Genomic DNA, 19,339 nt, shown 5'->3' on the forward strand with positions numbered 1-19,339 from the left:
TGTCTTTGCGGGCGATCCCGGCGCCATGTGCGCCAGAAGTTCGCGCAGGGTCGGGAGCGCCGCCGGCTCAGGACCGGGGAGCGCCGCGGCGTCGGCGACGACGTCCTCCAGGGTGCGCAGCAGCACCGGCAGGCTGGCCCGCTCGGTCTCGCGCTCCCGGTCGGCGTCAAGGCGTTCGCGCTCGAGGCGCGTGTCGCTGTCGGGGCGCTCGTCCTCGGAGGGATCGGCGCGGTCGTCCAGGTCATCGCGCTCGGCCAGCGCCTCGCCCGCCGCCATCGCCGGCGCGCGCGACAGGCGCAGTTCCAGCGCGATGGCCACCCGCACGGAGAAGAAGCAGCGATCGAACAGCCGGAAATATTCCAGCATGCCCGCAGTATCCTCCGCCCGCTCGGCCTTCTGGCCAAAGGCGAGGCCCAGCCGGTAGGCGCACTCGCTCAATTCCGAGAGCCTAGCGCAACGGGGATCGACGGCGGTCATGAGAACAAAAGTAGAACATCTGGGTGGGAGTGTCAAGGCGAGGCGCGGGATTCGATGATGCGCGTCCGCCTACGTGATGCGCCACTAGCCGGGGTCAGACGCAACGATCGGCAGCGCGCCATAGGCGGGATCCAGTCCGGGCACTCCAACATCGAGCAACCCAGCGGGGACGAAGGCTTTCCATATCCGCCCATCGTCGATCAAGATGTTCTCGGGGTGCCCCAGTTGGATGTAGCGGATAGACTCGCTTCGGGCCACGATACGCTCTGCGAGCGACGTGGTGGCCATGACAGTCTCGTTCCGATGGCCGGCGATGTCGGCGAGAATCCGCTCATACCAGTCGACCGCACCGGTATTGATGTGCAGGTTCGCCCGCGATTGGAGGCTCATCCGGGGTGAATCGAGCGCCTTTAGGGGCCCGACTAGGACGTCCAGCAACTCTGACGCCAAGTACATTCGCTGCATACCAGTGACGACCTCCGTCCAGTTGATGACCCTGGAATTGGCGGCTAGAGCAGCAGGAATAAAGTCCGACAATCGCAGCAAAAAGCGCGCAATGAACATCGCCGCGCTTCGGCCACCAACCGGCAAAAGGGTCGCCAGTACGGTCTGCGACCCAAGGGCGAGGAAACCGTTCCCGGCCGTGGCATGGCTAGCCGCATCGATGCCATGGGTATCGCAGGCGCTCAAAAGCACGATTGGCGGCGGGCGCACTTCGCCGCGAAGGGTCCACACATCGAGAGGTTGGTCCGCGATCATCAACGTCCCAACACCTTTGCCGTCATCAAGGGCGCCGTGACCGTCGAACACGAGGACGCTCCCCGTGAAGCTGTTCAAGGCTTCCTTGAAGGCCTCGACGGTCTGAACGGACACGAACCGGACACGCAGCGTCCCGCGCGCGCCCTCGGTGCCGGCGTCGATCGCCAGCCTCATGAGGCCTTCCAAGGGATCGCCCGGTTTGAAGGCTGAGATGACGAGGACATCCTCCAATGCCTTCGGGTCGATGGTGACCGGCTCATTGCGCGCCAGTTCTCCGACCATCAGGTTCCCGGGCGTCGCATTGATCCGCGAACATTGATGACGAAGCAGGAGCGGCAGGCCGCGGATCGGTAGCCATTCGATCGGGGCGTCGGCGACGATCTTGACCGGTCCCGTCACCTCCTCCTCAAGAAAAGCCATACGTTCCGGACCGACCGCCTCGGCCAGCGCGCCCTGGATGTCGGCGAACAATCGGCGGGCCTTGCGCTGGAACTCCGATTTCTCGGACCGAACGCTGCGCGCATAGCTGGACAGCATCGGGAAGATGCGATTGACGGCGGGCCGCATTCGCATGACCGCGGACGTTGTCTGCGACGCCGCAAGACCCACGGCGTTCATGAATACGTACAGCTCGCCCTGGCGAACCGTAAGCACAGTCTGAGCGGCCCTGGATTCTCGAAACGCTTCCAAGGAAAGCCCCGTTGAAAGAAACCCCGATTGCGTCTGCAGCATCCGCAGAACCTCGGTCGTGGCCCGGTCTGGCGCGTTGCGGCGGTCCCATCGGTGATAGGCGCCGCGGTACAGCGCGGGTTCCACGAGCCATATTTCGGGATGAATCAAAGTCAGGCGATGGAAGGGACGAATGCCGGCCCGTTCGCGCACATCGAAGACCGCTTTGACGATTTCCAGGATCTTCTCGTCATAGTCGGACTCCTTCAGGCCCATGAACCGCTCGCCATCCTCGAAGCTCCGATTGGCCCTCAGGAGCGTCAGCTGGTTCGGTGCCAGGATGTTGTGCCCTAGCATTTTGAGCCCTGACGGTTCCGGCATCCGCGGCGCCCAGGCTGCAAGACATCGTTGAGCAAGCTCAAGCCGGCGGCCGTCAAGCTCGTCGGGGTGGTCGGCGACGATCGATCGGAGATGCTCCCCCAGGGCCTCGAATGAAAAATGCTCTGCCGACATCGCGCCATCGACGGTCGCTGTGGTGACGTGAAGCGGCTTGATGGGCTGGGTGGCCTTCCAGGCCTCGATGCGGGCTGCGGCGTCCGGGTCGGCAGAGAACACGACCACGAAATACCCCATGTCTCGCACGCCGATCTGTTCGAGCGAGCCGACATGGAGCGGCGTCCATGACAACTGCCGGCCGCCCCCCATCCGTTGGGAGATCAGAGGGTCAAGGGGCGCCGTCGGTTCAGTAGTGTCGGCGGGAAGCGTCGCTAACAAGGACATGAAGGGGCCGAGGTTCTCCCATCCTGGAGAGAATCCCTGGAAGGGGGAGGTGTCCGCGAGCGAGCTTTCGGGAAGGATCAAAAAGTACCCGATCTTCAGCGGATCTTCCGTCAGCATCCCCAGGCCTCCAAGGCAAAGCTCGCCAGGGTCATCCGACGGTCCACTTCCCGCCGGTCGCAGCGGAACCGCGCTACTTCGCCCCGAACACGGCCATCACGTCGGCCCGGAACGCCGCCTGGCTGGCGGGGCGGCTGTAGAACATGTGGCCGCCCGGATAGACGGCCAACTTCACCCGGCCGGCGTCGCCGGGAATCGCCATCTGGTCGATGACCAGGCGGGAGACGAAATAGGGGCACGACAGGTCGTCCCAGCCGTGGACGATCAGCACCTTCATCTTGGGGTCGGCGGCGATGGCCTGGCGCAGGTCCGGGCTGGCCTCGGTGGCCTCGACGCCCTTTTCCCAGTCGTTGCCGACCTCGTAGCTCAGCGCATTGAAGCGGCCCTCGACCTTCCAGCCGACCACGCGGGTGTCGAAGTCGACCATGGCGCTGGTGGTGGGCGCGATGATGGCGTCGAGGATGGGGTCGTTGCGGCGGCCGTCCGGCGCCCAGGGGAACGGGTCCTCCTGGGTGACATTGCTGTCGTAGACGGACGCGATCCTGCCCTGGTCGCGATAGAGCTCGCGCAGGAAGGCGCCAATCTCGATCCGCCCGCCGGAACGCTTGACGAAGGCCGGGTTGAGGCCGGTGTAGGCGGTGACCTTGGCGACGATGCGGTCGACCGCGGCCGGGTCGCGGCGGCCCCGGAGCAGATCGGCGGCGAATTCGCCGCGGGCGTAGTCCTCGACCTCCTTCATCTGGGCCGGCGAGAGCGTCTTGCCCTGGCGCTCGTAGTTGGCGGCGGCCATGGAGGGCAGCGTGGTGATCCACGGCATCGGCGAGAACTCCGGCGCCTGGTCCATGGGCGGTTCGAGATAGGGGCTGACGGCCACCATGCCGTTGATGCCGACGCCGAGCCTGGTCTGCAGGAAATAGGTGATGCGCGGCACGCGGTAGCCGCCGTAGCTCTCGCCGGTGATGTATTTGGGCGAGGCCATGCGGCCGTTCTTCAGGAGCCAGTCGTAGACGATGCGGCTCAGGTACTCGATGTCCGGCTTGATCGAATAGAACCGCTTCTTGCTCTCGTCCTTGTCGACGAGGCTGCGGGAGAAGCCGGTGCCGACCGGGTCGATGAACACCATGTCGGTGAAGTCGAGCCAGGTTCCGGGATTGTCCACCAGGGCCGCGGAGTCGGAGGGCGCGTCGCCCTGGGCGCCGAACTGCACGCGCTTGGGCCCGATGGCGCCGAGGTTCAGGTAGACGCTGGCCGCGCCCGGCCCGCCGTTGAAAGCGAAGGTCACCGGGCGGTTGGGATCCCTGGGGCCGTCGAGGGTGTAGGCGGTGAACACCACCTCGGCGACCTTCTTGCCCTTCTCGTCGCGGACCGGCAGCGAGCCGACGGTGGCGGTATAGTTCAGCGTCTTGCCGGCGACGTGGGTCACCTGCTTGACGCTGGCGTCGGCGGGGAACGGCGGCAGGTCGATGTCCGACTTCTTGTCGGCGTCCTTCTTGTCGCCGCCCTTGGCGGCATCGGCCTTTGGCGGATCGTCCGCCGCCGAAGCCTGAGCGGCCGGCAAGCCGAACGACAGCACCACGGCGGCCGCGGCCGCCACTATAAGTTTACGCATGCAGGAATCTCCCGACCTATGCGGGCACAATGGCGAGGATCGCGCCGGTTTCAAATGAATCCGGAGACTTAACTTAAGCGACGTCGTTGCGTGACCGCCGAAACCCGAACAAGGTCGCCCCGGCTAGACGCCGCCGCCTCCGACGACGAAGCATCGACAGGCATCAGATGAGTACGCGTGATGAGGGCCCGCAGGGCGTCGGTCAGGACGTCTCGGTCCGGATCTATCTCCCCGACCCAGGGCTGCAGAGCTACGTCACCTTCTACTATTTCGTCGAGGCCTTCGCCCCGCTCACCGACTTCCTCTATCCGGAGTGGGGCAATGTGCGGCTGCGCATCCGGGGCGAGTGGACGGTGCTCAACGACCCGCGCGACGGGACCGCGCCGCACGAATATGCGCTCTATGGCCCCACCGACCGGCGCGGCATCGTGGTCACCAAGGGCGGCAAGACCGTGGGTTTCGGTCTCACGCCGCTCGGCTGGGACCGGCTGATCGGCACGGACGCCGGGGCGATGGCCAACCGGGTGGCCGACATCGAGGACGAACTGGGCGTCCCGCCGCAGGTCCTGCAGGCGGCCTTCGCCGCCGACGGCGACGACGACGCGCCCGGCGTCGCGCGGCTCGACAAGGTGCTGCTCGACCTTTTGGCGCGCAGGCCGCCCGCGCATCCGCTGGTGCTCGCCGCCGACCGGGTGCTGCGCCGCCGCCCGCCGGACGTGGCGCGGTTCGCCGCCGAGGTCGGCGTGCCGCCGCGCACCCTGCACCGCCTCTGCCTGCGGGCCTTCGGCTTCGCGCCCAAGCGGCTGCTGCGCCGCCAGCGGTTCCTGGAGACGCTGGGCCTGATCCGGGTCAGCGCCGACACCCCGTTCAGCGCCCTGCTCGGCGAGCAGTACTACGACCAGGCGCACTTCAACCGCGACTTCCGCGACTTCATGGGCATGACCGCGCGCCAGTACGCCCAGACGCCGCGGGCCCTGATGCACGCCGCGGCGGTCGCCCAGGCGCAGGTGGGCATCACGCTCTCCTTCAGCCTGCCGGAGCCGCCGCCGGCCTGAGTTGAAGCCCGGCCGCAGCGGAGCCCCGGGGCGGCGATTTGGCCGCAGGCGGTTGGCCATTCCTTACAATTCGCCTTCGCCGATCGCGGTGATGCTGCGCGCACCTTCTGGCTTTTGACGTGGGGGGTCACGTCGCTGGGGCTTCAGGGCCTCGGCGGTTTGGGGGGATGGGCGGCTTGCCGCGGCGCAGACGCGCGCGGCGGGCGGTCACCAGCGCCTGACGGTCCGCGCCAACACGCGGACGGTCAGTGGGGAGGCGGGTCCGGCGGTCCAGGCGGGCCCGTCTCCTCAACCGGCGCGGGACTTCAGGTGGCCGGCCTCCAGCCGCTCTTCGCCAGGAAGGCCTTGGCGTCGCGGATGCCGAAGATCTCGCGCAGCGCCCGGCGCTTGTCGGCGGCGCGATCGTAGTAGGTCTTCACGATCCGGTAGCCGACCCAATAGCCAAGGTCGCTTGGGTGGGCGGCGTCGCCGGGGCCGTTGTAGAGCCAGTCCTTCAAGTCGGTCTTGTCCTCGTCGCGGACGAAGGCGGCGTCGATCTGCGGCTCGCGCCCCCTGGCCCAGCCGCGTTCCTGGCTCTGGCCGATGTCGCCTGAGATCAGCTCGGCGTTGAACTCCGCCGCGCCCTCGATCAGCGAGGCGAACAGGACGGTCATGCCAGGGTCGCCCGGACCCAGCGTCTGAACCTCGGCCGGCTGCTGGATGTGGCCGTACTCGTGGGCGATGTTGTGGACGAAGCGGTCCTCCAGGTTGGGGTTCATGAAGGTCGCCGAGCACATCGCCTCCAGCCCGATCAGCACGCCTGAGGCGTCGGTGATGCCGACCGGGCGGCCGCGGCCTACGACCAGGGTGACCGGCGGGAATTTCGCCTCGGGATAGGCCCGCGCGAGCTTGCTGAAGGCTGTGATCAGGCGGCGCTTCACCCGCGGCAGGACGGCCATGCAGGCGCGCGCCTGCTCGTAGACCTCGGGCGTCTTGGCGATGGTGTCGGCAATCCTCGCGCCGGTGACGTTCCGCGCCTTGGCGAACTCGTGCAGGCCGGCCGTGCCGGGCGCCAGGTAGTCGCGGTCGAGCTGCTCGGCGCTGGGGTGGCCGCCGGCCGCGTCATAGATGCGGTAGAAGCGCGTGACGTCCTCGGCGAGGATCTGCGGCCCCGCGGCCAGTGCGGGGCGGCCCGCGCCCATGGTCAGCAGGATCACGGCGGCGAACCCGGCGATCTTCATGGAAAGCCTCCTAGGCGGTGGCGAAATAGAGATGCCGGTGCTTATGGCAGCCGGGATTGAAGCGCGCCCCGCAGGCCGGGCACCGGCTGTCGCAGGCGAGGTATTCGCGCACGCTCAACTCCCAACCGCAGGCTCCGCAGAGCACCGCGGCCTCATCCCACTGGGCTTCGGGCCAGACCTCGGCCGGATGGTCGGCCAGCTCGTCGTGGCACTCGCGGCAGGCGTAGTAGGTCCCGCAGCAGGCCATCTTGATGGCGATGATGTCGAGGTCGCTATGCCAGTGGGCGCAGCGGGTCCGCGGGTCCAGCGCCTGGCCATGGACGGCGGGGCGCAGGCGAGAGGTCGTGTCGGTCATGGCGCTCGCGGTTATTGCGCAGGGGGCTTGGGCAGGTCGTTGAGGGCCGCGTCGTTCGGCAGGGCCGGGAACGGCGCGTGCGGCTCGGCCTGGTACCAATAGGCCACCGACGACAGGTCGTCATGCAGCGGCAGATAGGTCCCGTCGCCGATGAACCTGCTCGGCGTCACACCCTTCCAGCCGAGGTTCTGGATCGTGACCTTGAGGTCGCGGCGGAAGCGGATCGGATCGAGGATGTGCCAACGGTACTCGCCATAGCGGCGGTCGCCGGGCTTCAGGTAGTCGGCGTCGATCGGCTGGTCCTGCACCGACAGGAAGCCGGAATAGGCCGCCGAATAGGATGTCTCCACGCGGCCGCCCTGGGCGGTCTTGCGCTGGTAGGAGTAGGAGCCCAGGAAGTAGTCCTCCTCGCCGGTGCCGGCGATGGTCGGGAACGCCTTGTCGCCGTCGATATAGAACTTGGCCTCGCCCTCGCCCCACCAGCCGGGGCTGAACGCCTCGTGTCGCAGGTAGGTGCCGACGTACTGGCCCTGCCCTTTCACCCCGTCGAGCAGGGTGTAGTCGCCGGTCGCGGGGTCGGCCTTGCCCATCCGGAACTGGGCGTGGAAGTAGCCGGCCTTGGCCGGAACGGCGGTCTCCGAATAGTCGATGGCGTAGTAGATGGTGAGCGACCGCGTGGCGCTGCGGTTCTCGAGCGTCAGGCGCGCGGCCTTGCGGAACGGCATCTGCCAGAAGCTGTTGAAGCCGCTCCCGGGATTGACCGCCACCGTCGCCGAATTGACCACCGGCTCGAAGCCGCGGCCCCAGCCGGCGGCGAAGAAATCGCCCGCCGGGACCTCGACGGACGGGGTCGCCTCCCCGTCCCAATAGATGCGCAGGATCACCGAGCGGTAGTCCGCCGCACCGCCGAGCGTCATCCAGATGTGGTTGATCACGCCCGGCCCCTTGGCGTCGCCGAGCGTGATGGTCTTGCCGGGCGGCACGACGATGTAGGGATTGACCTTCCAACCGCGCCCCAGGTCCTTGGCGGCGTATTTGGCGCTGCCGTCCTTCAGTTCGGTGCGGCCGCCCATGCCGGGCTGGCCGGTCAGGTTCTCCGGCCCGATCTCGCGCGACTTGGCGTCGGAGAGCAGGAAGAGACTCGTCAGGGCGCCCGCCGGCGCGGTCGGCTGGGCGGTCGCCGGCGCGACCAGCGCTGCGCAGACCAATAGGCCGGCAAATGCTCGGCAAAGACGCCCGACAAGCCGCCGCACCATCGTTCCGCCCCGCTGTTCTCCGGCGCCTTGAGCCGAAGCGGCGAATGCTAGACGACGCGGCTGTTTACGCCAGCGAGGCGCGCGGCCGCCTGTCGAAAATTTAATGCGCGCGCCCGCCGCGCCTGTGGGAGACTCCGGCCGGGATTTCCCGAGACCGGAGATAGAGTTCGATGCGCGCCAATAGCCTTCGCCCCGCGGTGCTGGCCGGCGCCGCCTTGGCCGCAGCCATGATCGCGTTTGGCGGGCCCCGCGCGCAGGCCGCCGATCCGGAGACGATCCACTGGCAGGTGGACGCGGACCGCGGCTACAGCCCCGACGTGGTGCAGTTCACCCTCACCGGCGGCTCCGCCGGCGGGGGCAAGATGATCTCCAGCCCCGCCTCCCTGAACGTGCTCGAAGGCCTGACCGCCGATCAACTGGCCAGCAGCCAAAGGCGCCCGGTGAGCTTCCGGGTCGCCCGCGACGCCGGCCAGTTCCAGTGCGAGGGCTTCGCCGAGGCGCGCCATGCGTCCGGCGAATGCCGCTTCCAGGGCAGCCAGTCGTTCGCCCAGGTGCTGGCCGCGCGCGGCGTGGGGCGGGCCGACACGGCCGAACTCTATCGCCTGACCGTGCACAACGTCGGGGCGAACTACCTCGATGAGCTGCGCAGCCTGCGCTATCCGACGCCGACGGTGGACGAGCTGGCCCGCGCCGGCGAGCACGGCGTCGGCCTGAAATATATGCGCGACATGGCGGCCGCGGGCTTTCCGCCGGACCGGGTGGATCACCTGATCCTGGCGCATGACCACGGCGTCGAGCCGCACTACGTGGCGACGCTGGTCGCGGCGGGCTACCGGCCGCCCTCGACCGAGGACCTGATCCAGCTGCGCGACCACGGCGTTGCGGCCGACTTCATGAAGGGCCTGCGCCAGGCGGGCCTGCAGGGCGTCAGCACGGCGCAGGTCGTCGAGATGCACGACCACGGCGTTTCGACCGCCTGGCTCGCCGGGCTGCGGAAGGCCGGCTACGACAAGCTGTCGGTCAGCGACCTCGTGTTCCTCAGCGAGCGGGGCGTGTCCACCGAGTACATGGCAGGCCTTGGGACCCTCGGCTATCACCGGCTGTCCGTGGCGCAGGTCGCGCAGTTGCGCGACCACGGCGTCTCCCCCGACTGGCTCTCAGGCGTGCGCAGGGCCGGCTACGGCGACCTCTCCATCGACCAGCTCGTCGGCCTGCGTGACCGCGGCGTGAGCGTGGAGTTCCTCGAGGGAGTCCGCCAGGCGGGCTATCGGACGCTCTCTCCCGAGGAGATCCTGCTGCTGCGCGATCACGGGGTCAGCCCGGACTTCGTGCACGAGGTTGTGGCGCTGGGCTATGGCGCCATGTCACCGGCCGACATCGCCCGCATACATGACCGCGGCCTGTCGGCCAACGCCCTGCGCAAGGCCTCCGCCCTCGGCCACAAGCTCACGGTGGACGAGCTCATCCGGCTGCGGGACGCCGGGACGATCTGAAACCCAGGCCTGGGTTAGGCCACCGCGCCGAGACGCGCCAGCGCGGCTTCCAGCTTGGCCTTGGCGGCCTCCGCGTCGGCCAGGCGCTCCCGGTTTTCCTCGACCACCTCCTCCGGCGCGCGGGCGACGAAGTCGGCGTTGGCGAGCTTCTTGGCGGTGCGGTCGATGTCGGCGGCGAGGTTGGCCACCTCCTTGGAGAGCCGCGCGCGTTCGGCGGCCACGTCGATGAATTCCGCCACCGGCAGGGCCAACGTCGCGCCTTCCACGACGTAGGGAATGGCGCCCGCCGGCGCGGCGTCGACCACCTTCACCTCGGCGACCCGCAGCATCTGCATGATCAGCGGGGCGGCGTCCTGCAGGACCTTGCGCTGCGCCTCGGTCGCGCCGACCACCAGCAGCGGCGGGCGGGCCGAGTTGGGCACGTTCAGTTCGGCGCGGACCGAACGGCCCTCGGCGATGGTCTCGACGATCAGGCCGACCTCCGCGTCGGCGCCGGGGTCGATCAGGCTGTCGGGCAGGTCCGGCCACTTCGCCACCATCAGGAAGCCCGAATGATCCCGCAGGGCGCCGAGCCCTTGGGTCTGGCCCCATAGCTCCTCGGTGAGGAACGGCATGACCGGGTGCAGCAGCTTGAGGATCACGTCGAGCACCCAGGCGGCGGTGGCGCGGGTCTCGTCGCGGGCGGCCTCGTCGGCGACCGTCTCCTCCGGCTTGCCGAGCACCGGCTTGGAGAGCTCGACGTACCAGTCGCAGTATTGGCGCCACACGAAGCGATAGAGCGCGTCGGCGGCGGCGTCGAAGCCGCAGGTATCGAGCGCCGCGGTCACCGCCTTGGCGGTCCGCGTGGTCTCCCCGACGATCCAGCGGTTCAGCGGCAGTTTCACCTTCGCCGGGTCGAAGCCCTCGGCCCGCGCCGCACCGTTCATCTGGGTGAAGCGGGTCGCGTTCCACAGCTTGGTGCCGAAGTTGCGGTAGCCCTCGATCCGCTCGCGGGAGAGCTTGATGTCCCTCGCCTGCCCCGACATGGCGGTGAGCGTGAAGCGGAGCGCGTCCGCCCCATAGTCGTCGACCAGCTCCAGGGGGTCCATGACGTTCCCCTTGGACTTGCTCATCTTCTTGCCCTCGGCGTCGCGCACCAGGGCGTTGATGAAGATGCGCTTGAACGGGACCTCGTCCATGAAGTGCAGGCCCTGCATCATCATCCGGGCGACCCAGAAGAAGATGATGTCGAAGCCGGTGATCAGCGTGTGGGTCGGGTAGAACCGCGCCAGGTCGTTCGTCTTTTCCGGCCAGCCCAGCGTCGAGAACGGCCACAGCGCGGACGAGAACCAGGTGTCGAGCACGTCCTCGTCCTGGCGCAGCGGCTCGTCCCGGCCGTAGTGCTCCAAGGCCTGGGCTTTCGCCTCGGCTTCCGTCTCGGCGACGAAGATCTTGCCGCCCGGTCCGAACCAGGCCGGGATGCGGTGGCCCCACCAGAGCTGGCGCGAGATGCACCAGGGCTGGATGTTCCGCATCCACTCGAAATAGGTCTTCTCCCAGGCCTTGGGCACGAAGACGGTGTCGCCCTCTTCGATCGCCTTGATGGCGGGCTTGGCCAGAACCTCGGCGTTCACGTACCACTGGTCGGTCAGATAGGGCTCGACGACGACGCCCGAGCGGTCGCCGTGCGGCACCATATGGCGGGTCTTTTCGATCCCGCGCAGCAGGCCCAGTTCCTCGAACGCCTCCACCACCTTCTTGCGGGCGGCGAAACGGTCCAGGCCGCGGTATTCCGGCGGCGCGTTGTCGTTCACCTTCGCGAAGTCGTCGAAGATGTTGATCATCGGCAGGTTGTTGCGCTTGCCGACCATGAAGTCGTTGAAGTCGTGGGCCGGCGTGATCTTCACCGCGCCGCTGCCCTTCTCCGGGTCGGCGTAGTCGTCGGCGATGATCGGCACCGGGCGGCCCACGATCGGCAGGCGCACGGCGCGGCCGATCATCCCCTGGTAGCGCTCGTCGGTGGGATGCACCGCGACGGCCACGTCGCCGAGCATGGTCTCAGGGCGCGTGGTGGCGACCACGATCTCACTGGAGCCGTCCTCCAGCGGATAGGCGAAGTGCCAGTAGTGGCCGTCGACCTCGCGCTGCTCGACCTCCAGGTCGCTGATCGCGGTCTGGAAGTGCGGGTCCCAGTTCACCAGCCGCTTGTCGCGGTAGATGAGCTTTTCCTTGTAAAGGGTCACAAAGACCTTACGAACCGCCGCCGACAGGCCCTCGTCGAGGGTGAACCGTTCGCGCGACCAGTCGCAGCTCGCGCCCAGGCGCTTCAGCTGGTTGGTGATGGTCCCGCCGGACTTGGCCTTCCACTCCCAGATCTTCTCGACGAAGGCCTCGCGGCCGAGGTCGCGCCGTCCCTGGTTGCCGGCCTCGGCCAGCTGGCGCTCCACCACCATCTGGGTGGCGATGCCGGCATGGTCGGTGCCGGGGAGCCACAGCGCGGCCTTGCCCCGCATGCGCTCGAAGCGGATCAGCACGTCCTGCAGGGTGTTGTTGAGCGCATGCCCGATGTGCAGCGAGCCGGTGACGTTGGGCGGCGGGATGACGATGGAGAACGGCTCGGCGGCCGGGTCGTCGACAGGCGAAAAACCGCCCGACGCCTCCCAGGCGGCATAGAGGCGCGGCTCGACGGATTTCGGATCGAAGGTCTTTTCAAGCATCTCGGAATTCTGGCTGGGCAGGATCAACTACACGTCCGCGAAAGCGGAGAGGAAGAATTTTGAACCACGGAAAACACGGAAAGAGCACGGAAAGAGATTGGGTCCGCGATGACGGGGGTGATCTGATTGCGCGCAAAGCGCGCGACTGGGACGGGGTCGAGCGCCTCAGGTGGCCCGCCTTCCGTGCTCTTTCCGTGTTTTCCGTGGTTCCATCTTGCGGCGGAACGAAAAACACCCGGGTCCCCGCCTGCGCGGGGATGAGCGGAGTTAAGGGGCTAGCGTACTCGGCCGCGGGCGATGCGTTCGACTTCGGCCTCGACGGCCTGCTGGACGATGCCCGGCAGGTTGTCGTCCAGCCACTGCTGCAGCAGCGGGCGCAGCAGTTCGCGCACCACGTCCTCCAGGGTGCGGTCGCCCCTGGGCATGGTGATCGCCGCCGAGAGCGCGCCGAACGACGAGGCGGCGGCCGAGGCTACGCGCTCGCTGACCAGGTTCTCGATCGGCGCGGGCGCGGCGGCGGGCTCCGCGGCGGGCGCGGTGAACACGTCGAGATCGCCGTGGGTCTCCACCTTCTCGGTCAACTCGAGGGCTTCCTCTTCAACGGGCTCGGGTTCGGGCGCCGGTTCGACGGCGACGGGTTCCGGCTCGGCGGCCGCAATGGGTTCAGGTTCCGGCTCGGGGATCGGTTCCGGCGCGGCTTGCGCCACCGGCTCGGCCTCGGCCGGCGCGGCCTCCGCCTCTTCGCCGGCAGGCGCGTCGTCCTCGGAAATGATGCGGCGGATGGAGGCGAGAATTTCCTCCATCGTCGGTTCTTGGGACGTCTGTTCGGACATGGGGGCCGTCGATCAAGAGAAATGAATCCGTCAGCGCCCAGCCTAGACCATTTTCAGCCGAAGGGGAGCCGCTTCAAATCAGCCTACCTCCTCTAGGCTGGATCGACCCTCAGCGCCGATGCCAAATCAAAGGTCTCCTTCCTCCTCGACGGAGGAGGGAAGCGCCATGACGGCTACGCCGTGGAATATCGATTGGGCCTCAGGCCTACTTCTTGGGCGAGGCGGGCGGCGGCGTCACTGTGGGCCCCGGCTGCAGGCCAGGCCCGATAGCCTTTTCCTGCGGCAGGTTCGTGGTCGACGGGATCGGCGGAACCGACAGGGCGCGGTCGACGATGGCCACCGGCTCTTCCCACGGCACATAGCCCAGCGCGAAGCGCAGCTTCCGGAAGTTGCGCTTGGGATCGTACTGGGTGACCGCCGGGATCAGGTCCTTGCCCTCCAGGCGGCCCATGACCTGCAGGACGCTGGCCGCGGCCAGATATTCGTCGTGCTTGGCCTGGGTGGCCGACAGCTGGTTGTTGCTGAGCTCCTGCTCGGCGTTCAGCGTGTCGATGGTGGTGCGCAGGCCCAGCTTCTGTTCCTCGTGCGTGCCTTCGGCGGCCACCTTGGCGGCGCGGACCGACTCCTCGGTGGAATCGATGTTGGCGCGGGCCGCGATCAGCTGGTTCCAGGCCTGGGTGATGTTCTGCAGCACCGTGCGCCGCTGAATCTCGACGGTGATCCGGTCGGTGTTGTTGCGCTCGATCTGCTGGCGGATGCGCGAGCTGGTCAGGCCGCCGGTGAAGATCGGCACGGTGACGTCGGCGGACCCCAGGAAGTCGCGGCTGTAGAGGCCCTGATGGAACGGCGCGGCGGGGCCGGTGAAGCCGTACTGGGCGCGCAGGCCGACGGTGGGCATGCGCTCGGCGCGGGCGGCGGCCACGCGGGCGCGGCTCGCCTGCTCGGTATATTGCTGGGCGCGCAGCTGCGGATTGAACTGCTCGGCGACGGTGAACGCCTCGTCCGCCGTCGTGGGCAGCATGAAGGCCAGCGACGGCTCCGGCGCGAGCTCGCCAGGGTTCTGGCCGACGGCCAGCGCATAGTTGGCCCGGCTGATGGCCAGTTGGGCGATCGTGCTCTGCAACAGGGCCTGGGCGGCGGCCACGCGCGATTCGGACTGGGCGACATCGGTGCGGGTGATCTCGCCCACATCGTAGCGCGCCTTGGACTCCTCAAGCTGCTTCTTGAGCACGTCGACGTTCTGCTGGCGGATCTGCACGCTTTCCTGGTCGCGGCGCACGTCCACATAGGCCTGGATGACCTGAATCATGACCTGCGATTCGACCCGGCGCAGGCTTTCGCGGCCCGACAGGATGTCGGCTTCCGCCGCCGAGACCTGCGAAGCGGTGCGGCCGCCGTTCCAGATCGGCTGCGAGAGGCTCAGGCCAATGAACGCCGAGTTGCTCTCGCTGATGCCGCGGCCGACGGCGTCGGGGATGCCGTCGCCATTGGTGTCGATCAGGCCGCCGCCGGCGGCGTGCGGGGTGCGGGTCTGCAGATAGGTCGCCGAGCCCTGGAAGCTGAGCGTCGGACGGAATCCCGCGCGCGCCTGCACATAGGTCTCGTCCAGCGCCCGCTGCACGGAGCGCTGGGCCAGCAGGTTGGGGTTCGAATCATAGGCGAGCGCGATGGCGTCCGCGAGCGTCTCGGCGCACGCCGGCGCCGCCACGACGCCGGCCAGTCCGGCCGTGCAGATCGCGGCGAGCAATCGTCCGCGAAGGGTCTTCGACATTCCTTATCCCCGACTATGGCGAGAGAGATTTGGTCTTGTTCGGCCGACTACTGCGGCCAACAGCTTGCCCGCGTCACCTTAAGCTTTTTTCACCCCGAAGCGTGCATCCAAACCCCCGTTGGCGCGCCTCGTAATGTGCTGGCTCTGAGGTTCGCCTTTTTTTGGACCGTGCGCGACGGCGGACTTCAGAATCAAAAAGTACAATAACAAACAACAACCTGCCGAGTGTTCTCGCCGATCCTGAAATGCGCCCATAGCCGCCACAAGCGGCTGCGAGCGTCCGTATTCGGACACTAGGCCTATTCGAAGGCGAAACCGTGTTGCGCCGCGAAGCCTGCCATAATCGGGGGAGTCGCGTCGAAAACCTCGCGGCGTCCGACGCCGTCTTCGGCCCGCAGATAGACGCAGGCCTTGCCCACCGGCCCGTCGCGCTCGATGACGCCAAGGCGGCCCCGAAGCGCCAGCGCGGCGGTCCAGCCGGCCGGCGCGCGGCCCACCGCGCCTTCGCAGACGATCACGTCGTAGGCGCTTCCGGGCGGTTGCGACAGATCACCCTCGTCCAGCCGCGTGACGGTCAGTCCCAGCTTCTCCAGCATGGCCGCGGCGTAGGGCGCGGCGATCGCCAGCGCGGTTTCGCCGGGCATCGGGCGCACCGCTTGTAGCAGCTTGGCCACGTCGCGCGGCTTCAAGAGGCTGCGGCCCGGCGCATACTCGGCCTCGATGTCGGCGTAGGCGAGATGCGACTTGCCCGGCGGCAGGAAGCTCTCGCGGTCGAGCGCCCGCATCGCATCGTGCAGGCGGATGTCGGTGACGTCGGCGGGACGCACCTGGCTTTCCACCATGTTCAGCCGGGCGGCGGCGAAATCGGCCATCGAGAGGTCCTTGGCGGCGCAGGGAATAGGTGTGCGGCTTATAGGTCTGCGCCGCGCGTCAAGGCAATCGCGCCCGTTGCCCCACCGCGGCCGTTCTGTTAGCACCGCCCGCTCTAGCGACGGCCTGATGGCGGAGTGGTGACGCACCGGACTGCAAATCCGTGAACCCGGGTTCGATTCCCGGTCAGGCCTCCAATCTTTTCAAGTATCTATGCGCACGACGCCGTGGGCAGTTTGCAAACTGAGGGTTCAGTTTGCAAAAGTCGTTCTATGGCTGTTCTCGTCGAAAGCCGCTCTCCGCGCCCGTTGAAGCCGATTCAGGCCCTCTGGCTGATGCGTTCGGCCGATGCCGCGGCGACGGTTGAACGGTCCGCATAGGTGTCCAACATCGCCAGATCGCGCAAAGAATGGCCGGTGCACAAGGCAACTTCCTGGGCGGTCCAGCCGGCGGCCAACCGTCTCGTGACGAAAGTACCCCGCAGGTCATGGAACGTGACCCCGACGACGCCAGCGGCCTTGCAGGCGTCCCGCCAGGCCGAGCGGAACCCATTCCCCTTGCTGTCCCAAGGCGCGCCGGCCGCTGTGGAGAGGATATGGTCGTCGGCGCTTCGGGAGAGGCCGTCGAGGGTCTCCCGAAGCTCGTTCGAGATCGGCACCGCGACCCGCGCGCCCGTCTTGCTCTGGGTGAGCGAAATGATGTTGGACCCGACCGCTGACCAACGCAGCGCCAGCAGATCGCCCTGCCGCTGCCCGGTCTCGATGGCCAGTACTAGCGCCCGACGAAGCGGTTCGGACGCGACCGCTCGAAAGGCCGCGATCTGCTCATCCGACCACACGGAATTGCGGCGGTCGCCGCTGTGCAGCCGCCCGATCCCCTCGGCACGATTTTGTTCGATCAGGCCCCGCTTCTTCCCCCACGAGAGCAAGACCTTGAGCACCTGGACCGCGTAGTCGGCCCGCCGGGGGCTCTTGGCCATGCTGTCGCGCCACTCGTAGATGTGCTGCGCGATCGCGCGATCCGCCATCGCCCGCAGCGTCAGTGGGCCGAACTGGGCCTGGATCTTGTCCAGCAGACCGCGGTAGTCGTCTTTCGTGCGCGGGCTCACCTTGGCGAGTTCCGGAGACTGCTTGTAGCGCCAGATCAGATTGGCGACGGTCCCCTGGTCAGGCTCCTTGCGCAGGGTCTCGCCAAGCTTGATCGCGAACTCGACCGAGCCCTCGCGCCCGAGCGGGACAGCCCCCTTCCCTCGCCCGTAGTAGCCGTATCGAACGACCTTCCCGCTCGCGAGCCGCTTGGAGGCAAACCAAACGCCCTTCGGGAAGGGTCGAACGCGTCTACCGCTGGCCGAAGTGCCGCGCGATCTCATCTCGGACCCCTTCCTCAGATGCGTCGCCTCCCTCGCTCGGTCGCGTGCGCAGTTCAACGGCGCCGTCTGGCTGCAGCACGATCCCCGTGGTCTCCAGACCGAGTTCCCGGGCTCGGCGGATCACGCGGCCGATTTCCGTCGCGGTTGGGCGGCGCAGGCTCATGACGCCCACACCTGGTCCAGCTCGGCCAGCAACGCCTTCGCGCCCGGCCGCAACTCCGCGCGGGCGCGCAAGAGCCGCAGATGGTGCGAGACATTGACCAGCACGACGCCGACGACGGTCGACTTCACGCCGGCGTCGACCTGCGCTTGGCGGCCGATGTCGGCCAACGGGCCCGCGACCGGCAGGTTGGAGGTCGCGGTGACGATGGCGTCTTCCTCGTCGACCCGATCGACCGACCACCCGCCGCGCTCTGCAAAGCCGAAATAGAGGTCCGTCCGCGGACCGATCTCAGCCGCGGCGTCACGCAGCAGCTCAAATTCGACACGGACGAGCCCGCTGGCGCCGACCTGGGTGTGCCCGCGGGCGGCCAGGGCCAGCATCAGCTCGGTGCGTAGCGCGTCTTGCCCGGTGTAGTAGGCCCAGCCCCGATCGCCGCTGCGCTTGGGATCGAACGGCAAGACCTTGCGGTGCGCCATCGTGTTGAGCGAGAGCGCGTCAAGGTTTGTCAGGGCGAGGAAATCTGCGCGGCGCATCGGACCAAAGAGTTACGTTCGGTATGCTTTACCAGGTAGCCCGAAGACATACAATGCGTAACCGTCTATCGCGTTTCATGGCCAAGAGTGTGGATTGGCGCAAAGCCACTGACCCCGTGCGGTGGGCCAACCGACCCGCCGGCCGATTTCAACCTCCGACCAACCTAGGAGCAATTGACAACCACCAGTTGACATTCAACCCAGCGATATAGCAACGTTCTGTCAGCCTTCGTCACGTCGCTACGATAGGATTGGGTTGGGGGACAGATCGTGAAAGAACCTCGGGAGTTCGCGCGTGCGCATCTGACGGCTTCCTACAAAGTGCCGATAGGCTCCATCCGAAGCCTGCGGGTGTCCGTCCTCGTCGCGACGCTATCGCTCGGGCTTGGCGGATGCGCGACCGCGACCCTGACGTCCGGCACCAATCTGGCCAAGGCCGGCGAAGCCGCCGCCCAGCAGATGCAGCAGAATGCAACCATCTCCGCTGACAGCATGACGGCGCTCCGGCGCGCCGTGGCGTTCAACACCGGGTACAACAAGGGCGCGGGCGCCGACGACGCCAAGGCCTTCCTGGACAACATGACGTCGATCCAGGGCAGGCTCAGCCAGTACAGCAAGCTGCTCGCGAGCTTGTCGGCGAGTTACTCGGCGCTCGGAGACCTCTCCGCCTACGATGCATCGGGAACCTTCAATTCCTCCATGCAAACCCTCGTCGGGGACTCCACGAAATTCGCAGCGGCGGTCGGCTCGCCGATCACGGTGCCGGCCAACGTCACCCAAGGGCTCTCGACGGTCGGCAGCTTGGCGATCGGCGCCATCCAGGCCCAGCGGGTCAAGGACGGCAGCGCGAAGATCGAGCATGTGTTGAAGCAGATCATCGGGGCCCTGGATCAGCCCGCGACGCGCGACAAGCTAGTGCCGGTGCCCGGCAAAATCTCCGATCAGGTCGATCAGGCCGCCATCGTCCTCCTGAAGGAGGGTGTCTATTCCTATGGCCCCATCCTAGATCAGCTGGGCGCGCCGATGGGTCTGAAGTCCACGAGCGGATCCGATGCCGCAATCGCCAAAGACGACAACGCTCGGGCGGGTCTGCTTGCGGTCGCCGGTGAAATGGCCGCCGAACAATCGGCTCAGTTGGCTGCATCCTACGACAAGAGCCTGGCCGCGCTGAAAGCGCTGGTGCCGATGCACGACAGCCTTGAGAAGGGCGCGCCGGTCGACCTCAGTCAGATCGCCAGCGTCACCGGTCAGCTGCAGACAATCGCGGCCTCGTTGCAGACAACGACCTCCACGTCGCCAGCGAAGGGAAAATAA

At 67.4% G+C, this 19,339-nt stretch carries 15 protein-coding genes and 1 tRNA gene; 4 read left to right on the forward strand and 12 right to left on the reverse strand.

The genetic code is table 11. The features are described from left to right. The 3 genes from VKQ35_RS19075 to VKQ35_RS19085 all read right to left on the reverse strand — a co-directional run. Positions 1 to 438, reverse strand: a 438-nt coding sequence (locus tag VKQ35_RS19075; protein ID WP_324364307.1) for a hypothetical protein, incomplete at its 3' end; no start/stop codon positions are given. A 123-nt stretch (positions 439 to 561) separates the two neighbouring features. Next, positions 562 to 2,802, reverse strand: a complete 2,241-nt coding sequence (locus VKQ35_RS19080) for a CHAT domain-containing protein (RefSeq protein WP_324364308.1) — start codon at positions 2,800 to 2,802, stop codon at positions 562 to 564. Positions 2,803 to 2,875: 73 nt separating this feature from the next. Then, positions 2,876 to 4,411, reverse strand: a complete 1,536-nt coding sequence (locus VKQ35_RS19085; RefSeq protein WP_324364309.1) for a S10 family peptidase — start codon at positions 4,409 to 4,411, stop codon at positions 2,876 to 2,878. Positions 4,412 to 4,578: 167 nt separating this feature from the next. On the opposite strand from VKQ35_RS19085, the gene VKQ35_RS19090 reads away from it, so the two are divergent. Continuing rightward, positions 4,579 to 5,466 (forward strand): helix-turn-helix domain-containing protein, encoded by an 888-nt coding sequence (locus VKQ35_RS19090; protein ID WP_324364310.1) that lies wholly within the window; start codon positions 4,579 to 4,581, stop codon positions 5,464 to 5,466. Between the two features lie 305 nt (positions 5,467 to 5,771). Here the strand turns inward: VKQ35_RS19090 and VKQ35_RS19095 are convergent, their stop codons facing one another. The 3 genes from VKQ35_RS19095 to VKQ35_RS19105 are packed head-to-tail and all read right to left on the reverse strand — an operon-like array spanning position 5,772 to position 8,249. After that, the gene (locus tag VKQ35_RS19095) at positions 5,772 to 6,686 is read right to left on the reverse strand and encodes a DUF2268 domain-containing putative Zn-dependent protease (protein ID WP_324364311.1); all 915 of its coding nucleotides are present in this window, start codon (positions 6,684 to 6,686) and stop codon (positions 5,772 to 5,774) included. 10 nt (positions 6,687 to 6,696) lie between these two features. Then, positions 6,697 to 7,041 (reverse strand): CHY zinc finger protein, encoded by a 345-nt coding sequence (locus tag VKQ35_RS19100; RefSeq protein ID WP_324364312.1) that lies wholly within the window; start codon positions 7,039 to 7,041, stop codon positions 6,697 to 6,699. Between the two features lie 11 nt (positions 7,042 to 7,052). Beyond that, positions 7,053 to 8,249, reverse strand: a complete 1,197-nt coding sequence (locus VKQ35_RS19105) for a glycoside hydrolase family 172 protein (RefSeq protein ID WP_324364313.1) — start codon at positions 8,247 to 8,249, stop codon at positions 7,053 to 7,055. Between the two features lie 218 nt (positions 8,250 to 8,467). On the opposite strand from VKQ35_RS19105, the gene VKQ35_RS19110 reads away from it, so the two are divergent. Next, positions 8,468 to 9,790: a hypothetical protein gene (locus tag VKQ35_RS19110; protein ID WP_324364314.1), complete on the forward strand. Its 1,323-nt coding sequence runs from the start codon at positions 8,468 to 8,470 to the stop codon at positions 9,788 to 9,790. A gap of 14 nt (positions 9,791 to 9,804) precedes the next feature. Here VKQ35_RS19110 and VKQ35_RS19115 read toward each other — a convergent pair whose 3' ends face one another. From VKQ35_RS19115 to VKQ35_RS19130, 4 genes are all read right to left on the reverse strand, one after another. Further along, on the reverse strand, positions 9,805 to 12,486 hold the full coding sequence (locus tag VKQ35_RS19115; RefSeq protein WP_324364315.1) for a valine--tRNA ligase: 2,682 nt from the start codon (positions 12,484 to 12,486) through the stop codon (positions 9,805 to 9,807). A 275-nt stretch (positions 12,487 to 12,761) separates the two neighbouring features. Continuing rightward, positions 12,762 to 13,319, reverse strand: coding sequence for a DUF2497 domain-containing protein (locus VKQ35_RS19120; RefSeq protein WP_324364316.1), 558 nt, complete (start codon positions 13,317 to 13,319; stop codon positions 12,762 to 12,764). 205 nt (positions 13,320 to 13,524) lie between these two features. Beyond that, positions 13,525 to 15,090 (reverse strand): TolC family outer membrane protein, encoded by a 1,566-nt coding sequence (locus VKQ35_RS19125; protein ID WP_324364317.1) that lies wholly within the window; start codon positions 15,088 to 15,090, stop codon positions 13,525 to 13,527. 299 nt (positions 15,091 to 15,389) lie between these two features. Next, positions 15,390 to 15,962, reverse strand: coding sequence for a protein-L-isoaspartate O-methyltransferase (locus VKQ35_RS19130; RefSeq protein WP_324364318.1), 573 nt, complete (start codon positions 15,960 to 15,962; stop codon positions 15,390 to 15,392). Between the two features lie 121 nt (positions 15,963 to 16,083). Here VKQ35_RS19130 and VKQ35_RS19135 point away from each other — a divergent pair. After that, positions 16,084 to 16,157, forward strand: a tRNA-Cys gene (locus VKQ35_RS19135). 122 nt (positions 16,158 to 16,279) lie between these two features. On the opposite strand, the gene VKQ35_RS19140 is transcribed toward VKQ35_RS19135, so the two are convergent. Both VKQ35_RS19140 and VKQ35_RS19145 read right to left on the reverse strand, forming a co-directional pair. Beyond that, the gene (locus tag VKQ35_RS19140) at positions 16,280 to 17,329 is read right to left on the reverse strand and encodes a tyrosine-type recombinase/integrase (protein WP_324364319.1); all 1,050 of its coding nucleotides are present in this window, start codon (positions 17,327 to 17,329) and stop codon (positions 16,280 to 16,282) included. Positions 17,330 to 17,488: 159 nt separating this feature from the next. Beyond that, entirely contained in the window at positions 17,489 to 18,025 is a 537-nt protein-coding gene (locus VKQ35_RS19145; protein ID WP_324364320.1) for a hypothetical protein, read from the reverse strand. A gap of 351 nt (positions 18,026 to 18,376) precedes the next feature. Here VKQ35_RS19145 and VKQ35_RS19150 point away from each other — a divergent pair, with 351 nt between their 5' ends. Continuing rightward, the gene (locus tag VKQ35_RS19150; protein WP_324364321.1) at positions 18,377 to 19,339 is read left to right on the forward strand and encodes a hypothetical protein; all 963 of its coding nucleotides are present in this window, start codon (positions 18,377 to 18,379) and stop codon (positions 19,337 to 19,339) included.

Source organism: Phenylobacterium sp. (assembly GCF_035309685.1).
Lineage (GTDB): Bacteria > Pseudomonadota > Alphaproteobacteria > Caulobacterales > Caulobacteraceae > Phenylobacterium.